At 34.5% G+C, this 15,951-nt stretch carries 19 protein-coding genes and 1 other RNA gene; 7 read left to right on the top strand and 13 right to left on the bottom strand.

What is annotated here, in order from left to right; translation table 11 throughout:
• Positions 1 to 96: 96 nt before the first annotated feature.
• From IEV35_RS15420 to IEV35_RS15410, 3 genes are all read right to left on the bottom strand, one after another.
• On the bottom strand, positions 97 to 915 hold the full coding sequence (locus IEV35_RS15420; protein WP_188385564.1) for a cytochrome c oxidase assembly protein: 819 nt from the start codon (positions 913 to 915) through the stop codon (positions 97 to 99).
• A 133-nt stretch (positions 916 to 1,048) separates the two neighbouring features.
• Complete coding sequence (locus IEV35_RS15415; protein ID WP_188385563.1) at positions 1,049 to 1,678, bottom strand: response regulator transcription factor; 630 nt, start codon at positions 1,676 to 1,678, stop codon at positions 1,049 to 1,051.
• Between the two features lie 3 nt (positions 1,679 to 1,681).
• Positions 1,682 to 2,767: a sensor histidine kinase gene (locus tag IEV35_RS15410; protein ID WP_188385562.1), complete on the bottom strand. Its 1,086-nt coding sequence runs from the start codon at positions 2,765 to 2,767 to the stop codon at positions 1,682 to 1,684.
• 143 nt (positions 2,768 to 2,910) lie between these two features.
• On the opposite strand from IEV35_RS15410, the gene IEV35_RS15405 reads away from it, so the two are divergent.
• The gene (locus IEV35_RS15405; protein WP_188385561.1) at positions 2,911 to 4,011 is read left to right on the top strand and encodes an SDR family oxidoreductase; all 1,101 of its coding nucleotides are present in this window, start codon (positions 2,911 to 2,913) and stop codon (positions 4,009 to 4,011) included.
• A 256-nt stretch (positions 4,012 to 4,267) separates the two neighbouring features.
• Here IEV35_RS15405 and IEV35_RS15400 read toward each other — a convergent pair whose 3' ends face one another.
• Both IEV35_RS15400 and IEV35_RS15395 read right to left on the bottom strand, forming a co-directional pair.
• Positions 4,268 to 5,152 carry a TIGR01777 family oxidoreductase gene (locus IEV35_RS15400; RefSeq protein ID WP_188385560.1) on the bottom strand — a complete coding sequence of 295 codons (885 nt, stop codon included), beginning with the start codon at positions 5,150 to 5,152 and terminating at the stop codon, positions 4,268 to 4,270.
• 528 nt (positions 5,153 to 5,680) lie between these two features.
• Entirely contained in the window at positions 5,681 to 6,184 is a 504-nt protein-coding gene (locus tag IEV35_RS15395) for a DNA-deoxyinosine glycosylase (RefSeq protein WP_188385559.1), read from the bottom strand.
• A gap of 374 nt (positions 6,185 to 6,558) precedes the next feature.
• Between IEV35_RS15395 and IEV35_RS15390 the strand changes: the two genes are divergently transcribed.
• Positions 6,559 to 7,455 (top strand): metallophosphoesterase family protein, encoded by an 897-nt coding sequence (locus tag IEV35_RS15390; protein ID WP_188385558.1) that lies wholly within the window; start codon positions 6,559 to 6,561, stop codon positions 7,453 to 7,455.
• A 174-nt stretch (positions 7,456 to 7,629) separates the two neighbouring features.
• Complete coding sequence (locus tag IEV35_RS15385; RefSeq protein WP_188385557.1) at positions 7,630 to 8,397, top strand: metallophosphoesterase family protein; 768 nt, start codon at positions 7,630 to 7,632, stop codon at positions 8,395 to 8,397.
• A gap of 13 nt (positions 8,398 to 8,410) precedes the next feature.
• On the opposite strand, the gene IEV35_RS15380 is transcribed toward IEV35_RS15385, so the two are convergent.
• Positions 8,411 to 8,686 carry a DUF4190 domain-containing protein gene (locus tag IEV35_RS15380; protein ID WP_229740770.1) on the bottom strand — a complete coding sequence of 92 codons (276 nt, stop codon included), beginning with the start codon at positions 8,684 to 8,686 and terminating at the stop codon, positions 8,411 to 8,413.
• A gap of 154 nt (positions 8,687 to 8,840) precedes the next feature.
• On the opposite strand from IEV35_RS15380, the gene IEV35_RS15375 reads away from it, so the two are divergent.
• The 3 genes from IEV35_RS15375 to IEV35_RS15365 all read left to right on the top strand — a co-directional run bounded on the left by IEV35_RS15375 (position 8,841) and on the right by IEV35_RS15365 (position 10,277).
• Complete coding sequence (locus IEV35_RS15375) at positions 8,841 to 9,404, top strand: Maf family protein (RefSeq protein WP_188385556.1); 564 nt, start codon at positions 8,841 to 8,843, stop codon at positions 9,402 to 9,404.
• Between the two features lie 150 nt (positions 9,405 to 9,554).
• Positions 9,555 to 10,001 (top strand): GNAT family N-acetyltransferase, encoded by a 447-nt coding sequence (locus IEV35_RS15370; RefSeq protein WP_188385555.1) that lies wholly within the window; start codon positions 9,555 to 9,557, stop codon positions 9,999 to 10,001.
• 12 nt (positions 10,002 to 10,013) lie between these two features.
• Positions 10,014 to 10,277 (top strand): hypothetical protein, encoded by a 264-nt coding sequence (locus IEV35_RS15365; protein WP_188385554.1) that lies wholly within the window; start codon positions 10,014 to 10,016, stop codon positions 10,275 to 10,277.
• 42 nt (positions 10,278 to 10,319) lie between these two features.
• Here IEV35_RS15365 and IEV35_RS15360 read toward each other — a convergent pair whose 3' ends face one another.
• The 3 genes from IEV35_RS15360 to IEV35_RS15350 all read right to left on the bottom strand — a co-directional run bounded on the left by IEV35_RS15360 (position 10,320) and on the right by IEV35_RS15350 (position 12,175).
• The gene (locus IEV35_RS15360) at positions 10,320 to 10,745 is read right to left on the bottom strand and encodes a GNAT family N-acetyltransferase (RefSeq protein WP_188385553.1); all 426 of its coding nucleotides are present in this window, start codon (positions 10,743 to 10,745) and stop codon (positions 10,320 to 10,322) included.
• Positions 10,746 to 10,761: 16 nt separating this feature from the next.
• Complete coding sequence (locus tag IEV35_RS15355; RefSeq protein ID WP_308419795.1) at positions 10,762 to 11,721, bottom strand: alpha/beta hydrolase; 960 nt, start codon at positions 11,719 to 11,721, stop codon at positions 10,762 to 10,764.
• Positions 11,722 to 11,806: 85 nt separating this feature from the next.
• Entirely contained in the window at positions 11,807 to 12,175 is a 369-nt protein-coding gene (locus IEV35_RS15350) for a VOC family protein (RefSeq protein WP_188385551.1), read from the bottom strand.
• A 140-nt stretch (positions 12,176 to 12,315) separates the two neighbouring features.
• On the opposite strand from IEV35_RS15350, the gene IEV35_RS15345 reads away from it, so the two are divergent.
• Complete coding sequence (locus IEV35_RS15345; RefSeq protein WP_229740769.1) at positions 12,316 to 13,092, top strand: alpha/beta fold hydrolase; 777 nt, start codon at positions 12,316 to 12,318, stop codon at positions 13,090 to 13,092.
• A gap of 40 nt (positions 13,093 to 13,132) precedes the next feature.
• On the opposite strand, the gene ssrS is transcribed toward IEV35_RS15345, so the two are convergent.
• The 4 genes from ssrS to IEV35_RS15325 form a co-directional block, all read right to left on the bottom strand.
• Positions 13,133 to 13,319: non-coding RNA, 6S RNA (gene ssrS, locus IEV35_RS15340), on the bottom strand.
• An 86-nt stretch (positions 13,320 to 13,405) separates the two neighbouring features.
• Complete coding sequence (locus tag IEV35_RS15335; RefSeq protein ID WP_188385589.1) at positions 13,406 to 13,654, bottom strand: sporulation protein; 249 nt, start codon at positions 13,652 to 13,654, stop codon at positions 13,406 to 13,408.
• 14 nt (positions 13,655 to 13,668) lie between these two features.
• On the bottom strand, positions 13,669 to 13,809 hold the full coding sequence (sspL, locus tag IEV35_RS15330; RefSeq protein ID WP_188385549.1) for a small, acid-soluble spore protein L: 141 nt from the start codon (positions 13,807 to 13,809) through the stop codon (positions 13,669 to 13,671).
• A gap of 408 nt (positions 13,810 to 14,217) precedes the next feature.
• Positions 14,218 to 15,831: an acyl-CoA synthetase gene (locus IEV35_RS15325; RefSeq protein ID WP_188385548.1), complete on the bottom strand. Its 1,614-nt coding sequence runs from the start codon at positions 15,829 to 15,831 to the stop codon at positions 14,218 to 14,220.
• Between the last annotated feature and the right edge of the window lie 120 nt (positions 15,832 to 15,951).

Here is a 15,951-nt window from a genome sequence, read left to right as displayed (position 1 = left end):
CACTATCTAGAGTCACCATATTTAATTAAAAGGATATGACTTAAGTCATTTATCGGAAAAAGGCATAAAAAAAGCTTGGAAGATCCAAGCTTTTTCCTACTTAATTCTATTCGACTGCATTTTTTTATTAATTAATAATGACATCATCATCACGATGAAACCTACTCCAAGTAAGATCATTCCACCTTGGTGTTGTTCGCCAATAGGTTCAAATGGTAGTAGCATGAGAACTAACTCAGGGGATATTGTTTTTCCTGGTGGTAAACATACTTCCAATGCCTGACTAAACGTCGTCATATCGGTATATGCCTTATAAAGAATATTCTTTGAAAAGAGCAATATTCCACTAAGTGGCACAAAACCTGCAACAGCAATGAAATGGAAAATAGTTTTCATTTTCTTATTTAAATCTCTAGATAATAGGGATACCCACATGAATATTGCAGTTATAAATAAAAGCAATAAATATAAATAATTTCCATACAAATCTACTCTTGCTTGATCAAAAATTGGTGGGTGATGATAAATATATAGGACTAAAAAATACAAAATAATTGCTATATATGGCTTTGTTAAAACAAACAATATCTTTTGAAGAATAGTGATCTTTTGAGCAAGAACAAAAATCTTTTTCTTCATTCCAATGATTAGTAACGGTGGAGCAATAAGTGAAAGTAGTACAACTTGTACAATATGGGTACTAAATTCTATTCTACCGATAATATTTAACGGACTACCTGCACCAGCAAATACGATAAGTAATCCGATAAAAAAAATGATTGATTTCCAAAATGGATGCTTTTTTTCTTGAGGCAGAATAAATAGATAAATAATAACTATAAAACCTAGAAATAAAAATATTCCCATATTCCATAAGGAGGAAAAAGGAAATTCCTTCAACATAATATCAAGCATCTCGTTACACCTACTTTCTTCAATTATGATGCTTTACTATCATTATAATTGAAGAAATTGATTCATACTGATGTGATATATTACAAATTATTGAAGGAATATGGGCTAATCTTTCTGAATCGCTTTATCCACTTTACAAGTCATGTTTTACAGCAAAGATGGCAAGTTGTGTACGGTCTCGTAAACCTGTTTTATGTAAGATTTGTGTAATATGATTCTTCACTGTACCAATCGATAAATATAACTCACTTGCTATTTCCTTATTTGTCTTTCCTTCCCCGACGAGTCTTGTAATCGATAATTCTCTAGGCGATAATTCAACATCAATTGCTTCTTTTTGCTCATGTTGAAGCAATCTTGGCATCACCTTTGCTGCTACATCATCATGTAGGGTTAGGCCACCTTTCATACAACTATAAACAGCATCAATAAGTTTGGAAGAATCTGCTGTTTTTAATAAAAACCCATTTGCCCCTTCTTTTAATGCTTCCACTGCGTATTCATCATCATTAAACGTTGTTAAAATAATAATTTTCACTTCTGGCCACTGTTTTTTTATAATTCTTGTTGCTTCAATGCCATTCATGACCGGCATTCGCACATCCATCATGATTAGGTCAATAGAATATTTCTCTAAAATTTCTATCGCTTGTGCACCATTTTCAGCTTCATGGGTAACTTGTATATTTTCATCTTGCTCCAAAATAACTTTCAAACCTTGACGAACAATTGCTTGATCTTCCACTAATAACATTCGCAACATGCATTATCCTCCTTCCCCTGCAGGAATAATTCCGGAAACAATAAATTTATTCTCCTTTTGATATACATCAAGTCGTCCTTGAACTTCTTGAACTCTTTTTCTCATGCCAGTCAGTCCAAATCCTTCTTCATATGGTCTCGCTTTATAAATTGCGTTCATTATTTCAAAGGTTATATCACCTATTGGCGACTTTCCGATTATTACTTGGACTTCACGTGATTCACCATGTCGCATTGCATTAGTTAATGCTTCCTGGATGACTCGATAAAGAACTACACTATGATGATTTAATAATGGTACCGTTAATGCCCCCTGCTTTATCGTAAATTGTACCACCATCTGACTTTGTGCTTCCAACTTTCGAATAAGATTGACTACAGTTGCAATCCCTTCGTTATCTGCTTGCTGGAGTGCTTTTACCGCTTGCCTTGTTTCTCCTAAACTCTCCTCAGCCATATGTTTTAATGCCCGATATTCGTCATTCTTCGTTTGAATTGCCAACATCTCTAGTTTCATAATTAATGCCGTTAGTCGATGTCCAACTGAATCATGAATATCCCTAGCAATTCGATTACGTTCTTCTGTTCTTACATTTTCTTCATTTAGTAGATTAATTCGTTTTAGTTTTCGATACTCCCCTACTAACTCTTCATACATTTGTCGCTGTTCGAGTAGTTCCGCCCGTTGTTGATTCATTGTAAAGATAATATAATATGCCATCATTACAAGCAGGAAAAAGCCAATTTGTTCAGATTGTGCATAAATGAAGCCTATAGAGAGTATCAATTGAACGGATAAAAATAATATTAATCTATTACCATTCATTCGATAGGAAGCAATAATAGACTCAAATAGTAATAGTAGAATGGGAAACAAATAGTTATCAGTTAATAAAATTCCATGTAATACAATGATGACAGTTAAAAGTAAATATAGATAAATTGATACATGTTGTAAAGAAAAGAAAAAGAAAACACCTATAGCAGCAGAGAAGAACAAAATACTCAACCCAACCTGATTGCTGTAAGTTAGAATCATAAATACCCAAAGTGCAACAAATATTAGAAATCGTATCCAAAAGTACTTCATAATACCCTACTTTCCTAGCCTTATAATTTTCAAATAATTACTATATATTCTATCATAGGAATTTTTTTCTGGATGATTATTTTGCAATAGAAGGGAAATTGTCTAAACATAGCGAATTAGTAACGTTAAGGGGGGATACAAATATGAAGCATTCACTTTTTATTACAGGATTTCCTGGTTTTCTTGCATCCAGTTTAATTAGCCAGTTAATTCATGATCATAATGAAAAGATAGATCATATTTACTTACTTGTTTTACCGAATCAACAAAAATTAGCACAGACGACATTGCAGCAAATCACTAACCAAGGAAAAATAACGAAAAATCAGTTTTCCATTGTAATTGGAGATATTACAAAAGAAGATCTTGCAATCAAGCCTGAGATTGAAAAAGACTTACTTAATAAAGTTACTCATGCATTTCATCTTGCAGCAATATACGACTTAGCAGTTCCGAAAAAACTTGCCTACCAAGTCAATGTTAACGGTACGAAAAATGTAAATAATTGGGTAGCAAAAATCCCTAATTTACAACGGTATATTTACTTTAGTACCGCCTATGTTTCTGGAAAACGTGAAGGAAAAATTTACGAACATGAACTTATAGCAGGACAAGAGTTCAGAAATCATTACGAGCATACAAAATACTTAGCTGAAGTACTCGTACAAGAAATAATGGGTACTGTCCCAACGACTATTATCCGCCCAGGTGTAGTGAAAGGACACTCTACAACTGGGGAAACGATTAAATTTGATGGATTATACTTCCAATTAAATGTACTGGATAAGCTAAAATTTATGCCTGTTCTTCCGTATTTTGGCAAAGGTACCGCAGAAGGAAATTTTGTACCATCTGATTATGTATTAGAAGCGACTAGTTATCTTTCATTTCATCCTAATGGCGAAGGGAAAGTCTATCATTTAACCGATCCAAATCCATATAAAATGTGGGAACTACAAAAAATACTTACTTATGCATATTTAGGTAGAACACCAAAAGGTAGAATTCCACTAAGTATGCTAAAAGCGCTGTTATCTATAAAACCATTACGCAAATGGTTAAAAACAGAAGTAGAAGCCCTGGACTATTTTATGATTCATTCATCCTATGATTCTAGTCAAACGACAAAAGATTTAGAAGGATCTGGAATAGCTTGCCCAGATCTAATAGACACTGTGGAACCGATGATTAATTTCTATCGCAAATATAAAGATGACGAGAGTAAGCATATAAAAATTAATTAGCTTTTTGCAGTAATGTTGATGAGTAGGGCTATCATTAACATTTCTGCAGATTTTTTGGCTATATTGTTTATGAGAACGGCTGTCATTAACATTTCCACCAATTTATTGGCAAAAATGTTTATGAGAGTCGATTTCACCACAACTCAATATTAAATTTCAGTGACTAAAATCCAAAACACAACAAACAAGCTTCCTCAATTCAGCTAAAAGCCGAGAAAGCTTGTTTATTTCCTTGAATATCTATCATTCTACATAACTATGAAAGTACATCTTTCAATGTTTCTTCTATATTAGGAAAAGCAAAAGAATAACCAGCCTTTAATAATCGTTCTGGCACGACCCATCGACTCTTTAATACGAGCTCGGTCTCTGTACGAATCAAAACCGCCCCAATCTCTAATAGCCATTTCGGTGAAGGAAGACCAATTTTAACACCAATTGTTTCCCTAACAGCTTTCATAAAAGCTTGATTAGTAATTGGATTAGGCGATGTACAATTAACTACTCCCTCTAACTCATTTCTCTCATAAAGAAACATTACAATTTGAAATACATCTTCTACATGAATCCAACTAAACATTTGTTTACCACTACCTTGAACACCACCAAGTCCAAATTTAGCTAAATTTCTATATGGTGTCATTACGCCTCCATCTTTGCCTAGCACGATAGAGGTACGTAAGGCAACTTGCCTCGTAGTTGGTAAATCAAATTGAAAAAATGTCTCTTCCCAATTTGTTGCAACATCTACGGAGAACCCAGAACCAATTTCACCATTTTCTTCTGTCATTGGTCGATCTTCTGCATGGCGATAAATCGTTGCAGTACTTGCATTCATCCACACCTTAGGCGGCTTTTCACAAGCTAAAATACATTCTCCTAATATAGTCGTAGTGCTTACGCGAGATTCCATAATCTCTCGTTTATTTTTTACATTATATCGGCAATTTACAGATTTACCAGCAAGATTCACTAGTAGTTCTGAACCCTCTAATGCTTCTACGATCCCTCTTCTGTCTTCCCATGATATATGGTTACCTTGTCTAGAGATAATTAATACATCAAAGCCTAATTCCTTAAAACGTTTCTCAAAATATGTACCTATAAACCCTGTTCCACCGGCTAGTATTACTTTTCTCATGAAACCACTCCTTTAGAGGGATTACCAACCAAAGTCCTAATTATTTCATCTAATTGCATTGTAGGTAAATAGTATTATCTACTGAATATTATAAGAATATTATACCATTTCACAATAATCTTGATACGAGACCCCTTCATATGTAGTATAATGAGGTGGACAATACTGTAGGCTTGAGATACGGCTCTATAATTGGAAAAAAACTGGCGGCTTCAAGAAATCCCCAACGGGAAGGGGCTGAAGCTTGTGATTCCAATTGACAAGACTATTGAATTGATGATCATGTTCTCAACGCTCGTATTGCTAGTTGTGAACGCTCGTGAAAAAAAGTAATCACCCTGTCACTCAGAAGTAGATGTCCAGGATAATTACCTTTTTCACCAATTAAGGAAGTCGCCGCAGCCTACGAAATTGTCCGAGTCGTAAGTTGCAGCTTACGACTCGTCTCCCTCTACGGCAACTCCCAAAGTCAATTATACCGAAATGGGCATGTCACATACAACACTTTTTAGAAAATTACATTATTTTCTAAAGATAATCCAACATTTCCCCCCAGACCTTTATTTTTTCACCTAATGACTTATTATACTTACCTGGTATTGGACTTGATGAAGGAAGTTTCATAACAGGCAATCCTTGTAAAGCGTTTGCAGAGAAGTACTTCTTCAAGGTTAGGAAAGACTTTGTTCCATTACATGCAATTAAGTGAATGTTGGAATAAGTATGAAGTAAACTTGGAATATCATTCGGTTCTTCTCCATAAATGGATTGGTCAAGGCTTCCCTCCCGATAGCATGCACCTATTGTATCCCACAATCCAATACGATGTTGTTTGATAAATTGGTTTTTTTTCTCATAACTATCAGCTGGATTTTCCCCAAACATACTATAAATGATTGGCCAGAAGTGATTTCTCGGATTCCCATAATATTCTTGGTGCTCTAATGAAAGTACGCTCGGCATAGAACCTAATATTAGAATTTTCGTTTCCTTATCAACAATAGGGGGGAGTCCAATTATTTTTTCTTTCATAATTTTACCACTCCTTTCACCGTAAAATCCTACCATTTAATATACAGAAATAATACAAAACAATTAATTAATCAACAACATCTCCCTACAGGAATACACTGTCTGTAGTAAGGGGGTGTTTCATAATTAAAACATTACCATTATTATTAGCAGGGCCAATTATTAGACGAACGGAATTTAATCAAGTATATATTTGGCTAACAACGAGTAGACACGTACAACCTGAAGCTTTATTTTATTCAATAAATAATAAAAACAATCAATCCTATGAATATACTCCAATTCGTACTATAACAGAGGTCAATTATATTCAATCCGGTAGAAATTTATATACGTATTTATTGCGGATAACACCTTATGGAAGTCAATTTCCATTGGATAGTTTAATTGGATACAATATAAAATTTTATAATCGATATGGTACGATCGATTTAAACGATATGAATCTACTAAATAAAGAAAACCCACATCATATTGTATATGGTGATTTAAACTTACCAGCCTTTATTATCCCAAATAAAATACCTGCAAACATCTTTTATGGCTCTTGTCAAAAACCTCATGGAACTAAAATAAGTGCAATTATTCGTGCTGATGAAAAAATGGAAGATAATTTTTATCAGCTTGAAGAAAGGCCGAATTCCCTTTTTCTCATGGGTGATCAAATTTATGCTGATGATGTGGCAGACCCTCTATTTCATAAAATTAAACAAGTTTCACAAAAAATAGTTGGGGAAGATGAAAATAATTTACTATCATTGGAACCAAAGTTAAAAAAACGGCCATTCCGTCAATCAATCAATAAAATTAATGGCCGCCAATTTATTATGGGAACCTTCGCTAAATTCACTTCAAATCATGCTAGTAATCACTTAATCCGATTTCAAGAATATGTTTCAATGTATCTATTAACATTAGGGCCAGCATTTTGGGAGAACAATGATGAATTCCCCACTTTTGAGCAATTACTAGAAAACGATGAATACTATATATTTTTCCCTAAATATAGGAAAAGAAAAAGAAAAAAGGAAATGAAAAAACAAAAGAAACAATATGAAACCCAACTAAAAGAAATTCACGATTTTCTCCCAACATTACCAGCTTTAAGAAGAATATTAGCAAATGTTCCTACCTATATGATTTTTGACGATCATGATATTACCGATGATTGGAATATATCACAAGAATGGATAGATGGAGTTAATCGTTCTAATCTAGGCAAACATATTATTTCAAATGGATTAGCAGCCTATTTTTTATTTCAAGGATAGGGAAATGATCCAAATTCATTTAAGCAAAACTTACCTTATTTTAATGCCCAGTTTAATTATCATAGAAAATACTCCAAATTCTCAAATGATTGGTTAGACCGATTACCTAACTTACAACGATGGAGTTTTGTTGCGCCTACTTCACCTAAGGCGCTTTTCTTAGATATTCGAACAATGAGGGAATTTGACTATCGGCCAAAGCCACTTCAAGTCGGACGGACATTTCAAGAAGGTAGAACTGCACCTCAATTAATTGGCAAGAAAGGTTGGCAGATTACCAATCATACGTTATTAAATAGCCATTGGAAAACAGGTGATCCTCTAATCATCGTATCTCCTACACCGCTTTACGGCCTTGGTATTATCGAATCATTTCTTAATAAGTTTGTTTATCCGCTTCGTGCAATAGGACTTCCCGTTCGTTATGCATTAGACTTTGAGGCTTGGAAGTATAACGGTATAGGTTTTAATCGATTCATTCAAAATTTAATGAGATGGAACCCTGAAACAAGTATTATCTTGTCTGGAGATGTCCATTATGCAAGTGCCGTTCGTTCCAACATTTATATTCAACAAAAACACAGATTAACAGTTCACCAGTTTACAAGTAGTCCCATTCACAATATGAGCTTTTCAGGAATCTGGGGAATGCTTTTAAAAATAATTGTATCTTTTAAATCCTACTCAAGAAGAAAGAAGAAATTTTTCCGTTCATATGATAAAGGAAATAACCTTCAATTCGGTAACATAACAGAAGAAAATAGAAACCATATACTTTGGTATGAGGAAATTAAATATCTATCTCCACCAAGTGGAAAAATATTGCATAATCAAAATAATATTGGCCTTTTAACGATTACAAAAGAATTCATCCAAAATAAATTACTCAAAACAAAACGAACTTCTACCTATAAAAAGGTAAATAGAAAGAGGTCCAAGTAAATGGACCTCTTTCTTAAACTGAATAAGAAAATGAAATAGCAAGTAATAGACTTAAAATCAAAAACAAGAAAAACACACCCCAAATACAAACCCCAACTATACTTGTTACTCTTCCAGCTATAGCAAGCCCTCTACCTTCTTGACCAGATACAACAATCTCCTTTAGTGCACCATGTGCTAAAACAAGACCAATAATTCCGAGAATCAATCCCATATATGGTATAACAATTGATAGTATACCAAGAACTAAGGCAGCAACTGCCTTCCCATTCGTCACCTGTGGTTCCAATTTTATTCCCCCTTCTCTTCACTTACAGCTACTTATTAAAATAGCAAAATTAGCTAAATATGTATATAGGGACAAGCTTAACTAATATACGATATAGTTATTTTAATATATTCTATACAGAACAGTTTATGTATCAAACAAGGAGGAACGAAGGATGGATAGTAAACCAACCATTATACTTGGCTCGACATCACCAAGAAGAAAAGAATTATTAGAATTAGCGAATATCCAATTTTCAATAAGAAAACAAGAAGTGGATGAATCAGTTATTTCGACTCCAAATCCCGCCGAAAGAGCAGAACAGCTAGCAATACATAAGGGAAAACATATTCCATTTGAAAATTCGAATGAGATTATTTTAACTGCGGATACCGTTGTTTCTTTGAATGGGAATATATACGGAAAACCTGCTAATAAGGATGAAGCATATAAAATGCTTTCTAATTTAAGTGGTAATGTACATGAAGTATACACTGGAGTTTCCCTTCAATCACATGTAAAACAATTCTCTTTTGTAGAAAAAACGTCTGTAGAATTTTGGCCATTGAATGATCAGGAGATATTGGATTATATCAAAACAGAAGATCCTTTTGATAAAGCAGGAGCTTATGGGATTCAAAGTGAAGGGGCAATTCTCGTCAAACAGATTATTGGTGACTATTATAATGTTGTTGGTTTACCAATCGCAAGGCTCGTACGTGAATTAAAAAATTTTTAGAGGGAACATCCCCCTTGTATTTTTTTAGTAAATTTACGAAATTAGCAAAAAGTCCCTTATATAATAAAAATGAACTATATATTTTTATGTATCTAAATGTAATAATTATACTGTAGTGTTAGAATTTACTAAAGTAGGGGGAAGTGAACAATGACAATAAAAATACTACCCGTCACAAAAGAAAATATACGAGATTGTGTTAAATTAGAAGTTTCTGAAGAGCAAAAAGAATTTGTTGCAAGAAATATTGCTACGATTGCATGGGCTTATGTGGATGATACATTTACTCCCTATGCAATCTGTCATGAAGATACAGTAGTAGGATTAGCCGCAGTTGAACACATACCTGAAAATGATCCTGAAGATAAACATTGGATACCACGCTTTATGATTGGCGAAGGTTTTCAAGGTAAGGGATACGGAAAGAAAGCGATGAAAGCATTAATAGAGATGATTTCGTCGCATGAAGATTGTGATCGAATTCGCTTGTCTGTAGTAACAGAAAATGAGGGAGCAATAGAATTCTATCAAAAGCTAGGTTTTCTAATGACAGAGGAAATAATTGAAAATGAATTAGTAATGGAGTATTTCGTTTAGGAGGAAAAATAAGTGACAATCAATCGTGTAAAAATTGGACTCTATATTTTAGCAATTATCGCTACGTTCTTTCTCTTTTTTATTCCGCTAGCATCCGATTACACAATAGATAATCGATTCATTAGAAAAGCAATAATCGGTGTACCATTGTTCTTATTTATTATAGGAAAGTTACTTACAGTAAAGGATAAAAAGAACAATCATATTCGTTTTGATAAGGATATTTATATTATGATTGGCTTAACATTTGGATATATATTTTTTCTTTTCTCATAATGTAACTACACGAACAAGTAGATTGAAGAGCCAATCTACTTGTTATAATTTCTTCTCTAATAACACATCTTCTTCTAATTGATAACCATTTTTTGTATATGTCTTGATTGCTGCTTTGTTTTGCTTGCCTGTTAAAATTTTTACATGTTTAGCATTACATTCTGCTAGCTTTTCTTCTAGTAGGTTAATCATTAAGCTAGCTAGTCCTTGCCTTCTTACACCTTCATGTACATACATTTCTGTAATTTCACCTTGTAGTTCATCATAGCAAAAAGATGAAAATACTTGTGCACAGCTAAATCCCATTATTTTTTCATCTACTATCGCAACGACAATTAACTCATTACTATTTTTCATACTTTCCTTTATCTTTTCAGGAGATACTGCTTCTCCACCATTAAATAATTGATTTAATCTGGATAGTTGTTCGGCATCTTTTTCTGTAGCTAGTCGTACATGAATGGACATATGAATGATTTACCTCCTACTCGTTACTTATCGTTTTATCGATAAACTCTTGTAGTCTAGTCTGGAACTCTTCCGTTGCTATTGAATAAGCTTTTGTATGCCCAGCGTTAGGTACAATCCACAGCTCCTTTTCCCCACCAGCTGCTTCATAGAGTTCATATGCCATATCAGTTGGCACTAGCTCATCTGCATCTCCATGTATTAAAAATAATGGTCTAGTATTCTTTTTCACCTGCTCCAGTGCCGAAGCTTCTCCAAAGAAATAACCTGCCCGTACTTTAGTAATTACACTAGTTACATCTAATATTGGAAAACTAGGAAGATGGTACAGATGTTTTAACTGATGTTTTAATTCTTCTTTCACAGTCGTATATCCACTATCAGCAATAATCCCTTTTACTTCGTCTGGTAATTCCTCACCGCTAGTCATTAATACAAGGGAAGCTCCCATGGAATTTCCATGTAATAACAATTGTTCGGCACCATACTCCTCAATCATTAAGTCAATCCATTTCACATAATCAAGTCTATCATGCCAGCCATACCCGATATAGTCACCCTCACTCTCTCCATGACCTCTCGCATCAGGTAATAACACATCAAATCCTTGATCAAAGTAAAACTTTACTAAATCATCCATATGATCTCGATTTCCTCGATAGCCATGTGCTAAAATGACTGCTTTTCCAGTTTGAGCCTCATTGTCAAAAAAACCCGCCTTCAATCGTAAATTATCATAAGATAAAATTTCTAACTCATCTAGTTCTTGATCTTTATACCATGTTTCTGCTTCTTCTATAATAGATCGTGCAGTTTCGTTTGCTTGTGCATTAACACTTTCTGGCTCTTGATGTAATTCTACTTCAGTCCCTCGCTTAATCCCTTCACTGTAAAAGTAATTGCCAGCTACTATTAACCCAATTAGCAGTATTCCAACAATACTACCTAGAATGATTGCTATCTTTTTCTTCAACACAGGTCCCCCTAAATAATTTACTTTTCAAATAATATTACCATAAAAAAGGGATTTCTCACTACTTGACTGAGAAATCCCTTTTTACTTATATCCACTCAATAAATTCTAGTCGATTCCCAAACGGATCATGTAAATAGAAACGATTAGCACCTGGAAGGTTCTTATCATCCATAAAATCTACTTGTTTTATCTGTAAATACTTTTTCATCGCTTCTATATTCTTTACCTGGAATGCAGGATGAGCTTTTTTAGCAGGTTGAAATGGGTCTTCTATTCCAATATGAATACAGATATTTCCATCTGAAAACCAAACCCCACCTCGCTGCTTCAAGTTTTCAGGTTTTTCTACCTCCATAAAGCCTAGTAAATCTTGATAAAATGCCCTAGCCTGATTTTCTGCCCCTTTAGGAGCGGCTAGCTGTACATGGTCTAATTGCTCATATCTAAATTCCATCTCCATTCCCCCTCTAACTTTAATGATAGTGTAATCTTATGATAAAAGATAATACTAAAAAGTAATTGTATTCGAAAAGTTTTACTTATCATTAATATACTTATGATAGACTAATGATAGGAAAGGTGGCTGGCTTACACATGGAATACAAGGAATATTCTAAGGACAAAGATGCATTAATGGTATTTTTACACGGTGGAGGCGTTAGTGGATGGATGTGGGATAAACAAGTTTCTCATTTTGCCTCAAAATATCATATTTTAGTACCTGATTTACCCGGACATGGAAATAGTAGTGGGGAAAATTTTTCAATTCAGGATAGTGCAGAACGAGTAATTCAATTAATTCAAGACAAAGGTAAGGAGAAGCCTGTTATTGTAATTGGCTTTTCTTTAGGAGCACAAATATTATTACATATGCTAAGTATAAAGAAAGATTTAATAGACTTTGCGATAATAAATAGTGCCTTAACTATTCCTATTAAATTCGGAGCAAAGCTCTTATTACCTATTTTGAAAGTTACATATCCATTAGTGAAATTAAGGTCATTTGCTAAGCTTCAATCTAAAGTACTGTATATAGATAATAATCAGTTTGAACTATACTTCAAAGAAAGTTCGCAAACTGACTTGAATACATTTATGCAAGTAATGAATGAAAATATGTCCTTTCAAATTCCTGAACGTTATTCTGAGTCAATGGCAAATATTTTAATAACTGTAGGAGAACAGGAAAAACCAATGATGAAAGAGTCAGCAGAAAAACTTGTCCAATTGCACCACCAAGCGGAAGGCATTATCATCCCTAAGATTGGGCATGGGATAAGCCTTGCAAATCCAAATTATTTTAATGATTTAGTAGAAGGCTGGATAACGAATAGTTCTTTACCAGAAGATATTAAAAAGATTCAAAAATGACCAGTCTCCTGACAGGAAACTGGTCGTTACATTTACATATTCAGCAGCCACATATGCCGTATTTGATATAAAAAGTTTTAAACCACCACTTCACCAAGTGGGTGTTTGCAGAAACCTTCCTGCCTTCCGCAACGCAATGACGGCTCGGCATTAGAGTTCCAATATAAAACTCCCTATTATCCAATTAGAGGTTAAAACTTATTGAAATACGAACATCGTAGCTTGTATTTATATATTACTATGACCATCTTAAAATAGCAATGTTAATGTCATCCAATAATGGAAAATGGGCCTATGTCCTATGTTTTCTTTTTTAAAAAATCTGTTCATATACTTCTTTTAATTGCTCTACCCTTAGTGGATCTTGTGCATTCTCTGCATAATTAATTTCTCTTTCTAAAATCTTTTCCAAATACTGCATTTCCTTATCATCTAATGCATCGACAAAAGCCTTTTCATTTTGGTAAGTATTGTTTGTTAACTTGTTATATATCGTCGTACTTAATTCATGGTCTTCATAATTGGACAATGACTCACGTAAGTAATGTAAAGTATGATCGATTGTCTTCACCTACTTCATATCTTTGTATTCTTTTTCTTTGCCCGATCTTCAAGTTGTGATTTTGGACGGTGGTCTGCAGTTTCCTCAGTTAAGCCTTGAGGATTAACACTTGATACAACACGTTTTTTGCTCCAGTTATCACTTTTTTCTGCCATCATAAACACCTCCATTAAGTAGTATTAGTTGGTTTGGAATATTTTATCCAAGGGGGATAGTAAATTAGATGAGCGGGTTATGATATAAAAAAATAATCTGCCGTTCTCGGGTCTAGTCTGCCATACCGCGGCCTTATCTGCCGTTTCACGATTTAATCTGCCAAACTGCGGCTTAATCTGCCGTTTCACGATTTAATCTGCCATTCCACGGCTTAATCTGCCAAATCACAATTTAATCCGCCATTCCACAGCTTAATCTGCCAAATCACAATTTAATCCGCCAAACTCAGCAATAATCCGCCATTCCACAGCTTAATCTGCCAAATCACAATTTAATCCGCCAAACTCAGCAATAATCCGCCATCCATAAAAAAACAAGCACTCCATCTGGAATGCTTGCCTTTTCAATTAATTCTCTTCTCCTAATCCTTCATATTCATCACGAAGTTCTCGTTTCAATACTTTACCACTAGGGTTTTTCGGAAGTGAATCAGCGAATGCAACATATTTTGGGACTTTAAATTTTGATAAGACTCCTCTACAATACGCTATGACTGATTCTTCTGTTAGGTCGCTACCTTCTTTCGGGACAATAATTGCGGTTACCGCTTCAATCCAATATTTATCTGGGATGCCGATAACAGCTACCTCGGAAACGCCTTCTAATTGGTAAATCGCCTCTTCAACTTCTCGACTGGAGACATTGACACCACCAGTATTGATCATATCTTTTTTACGGTCAATAATCGTAATATAACCTTCTTCATCCATTACTCCTAAATCTCCACTATGGAACCAACCACCACGAAATGCTTCTAATGTTTTCTCTGGATCATGTAAATAACCTTTCATAGCATGTGGTGTACGATGAACAATCTCTCCAATTTCCCCACGTGGTACTTCTTCATCATTTTCATCGACAATCTTTGTTTGCATATTTAGACTTGGTTTCCCTGCTGAACCTAGTTTTCTCAATTGATCCTCTGGTTGTAAAGCAGTGGCAAGTGGAGCTACCTCTGTTTGACCATAAAAATTCCAAAAACGTGCATTTGGTAATCGCTCGGAAAGTTCTTTTAATATTTCTCGTGGCATAATGGCAGCACCATAGTAACATTTCTCTAATGTAGACAAATCTCTCGTATCAAATTCAGGATGTCTCAATAGAGCAATCCACACAGTTGGTGGGCAGAATAATTGGGTTGCTCCTTCTTTTTCAATCGTATGCAAAATTACTTCTGGACTTGCTCCATCGAGAATGATTCCACTCGACCCGAGATAAATACTCGGACCTAAGAAACAATGTAATTGTGCACTATGATACATCGGTAATGCATGAATTAATACATCACCGTCAGCCATGTCTCCATCAACAATACAACTTACATATTCACTTACAATACTTTTATGAGTAAGCATGACACCTTTTGGACGTGACTCTGTTCCACTTGTGTATAGAACATGACATAAATCGTCATCGGATATATCTGCATCAACAAAATCAGTTGGTTGATCTTGTCGGATGTCACGTAATGCCGACCAATCCTCCATCCTACCATCTAATATATCCCCGTCATCAATATCCATTAGAAATCGGAATTTCATCTCTCGTCCAAGAGATGCTTGTTCTAAAACTGGTGCGTATTCTTCCGAGGCAATTAATCCACATACTTTTGCATGTTCTAATATGTAAGCAACATCCTCTTTTGTCAGCATATAGTTAATCGGAACCATGACTGCACCAATTCTTGCAAGGGCAAAATTCACAACGACAAAATCCAAACTATTTTTAGACATTACTGTTATCATGTCACCTTTTTTCATTCCTCGCTGGCGAAAAGCATAGGCTGTTTGATTAACTAAAGAATCAAGTTCTTCGTAATTTAACCGTTTATCCCGGTATACAAGCGCAAATTTATCTGGCGTCCGCTCTCTCGTTCTTGCTAGTAGATCCCCTAATGTATTTCTTCGAGCCCGCTTCAATAATTTCTCTAGTCCATCAAGTACATTTGAATCTGTGTTCATTCTCCTACCACTCCTCCAAATAGATTGATGACTTTCACGAAACAAAATTCTATATATTATTTTAATTCAGATAATTCATAGAATCAATAGCTTGGCAAAAGAATTAAGAATTCCACAATA

The sequence above is a fragment of the Ornithinibacillus halotolerans genome (assembly GCF_014637405.1).
GTDB classification, from domain to species: domain Bacteria; phylum Bacillota; class Bacilli; order Bacillales; family Amphibacillaceae; genus Ornithinibacillus; species Ornithinibacillus halotolerans.
This window is presented reverse-complemented; position numbering and strand designations above follow the sequence as displayed.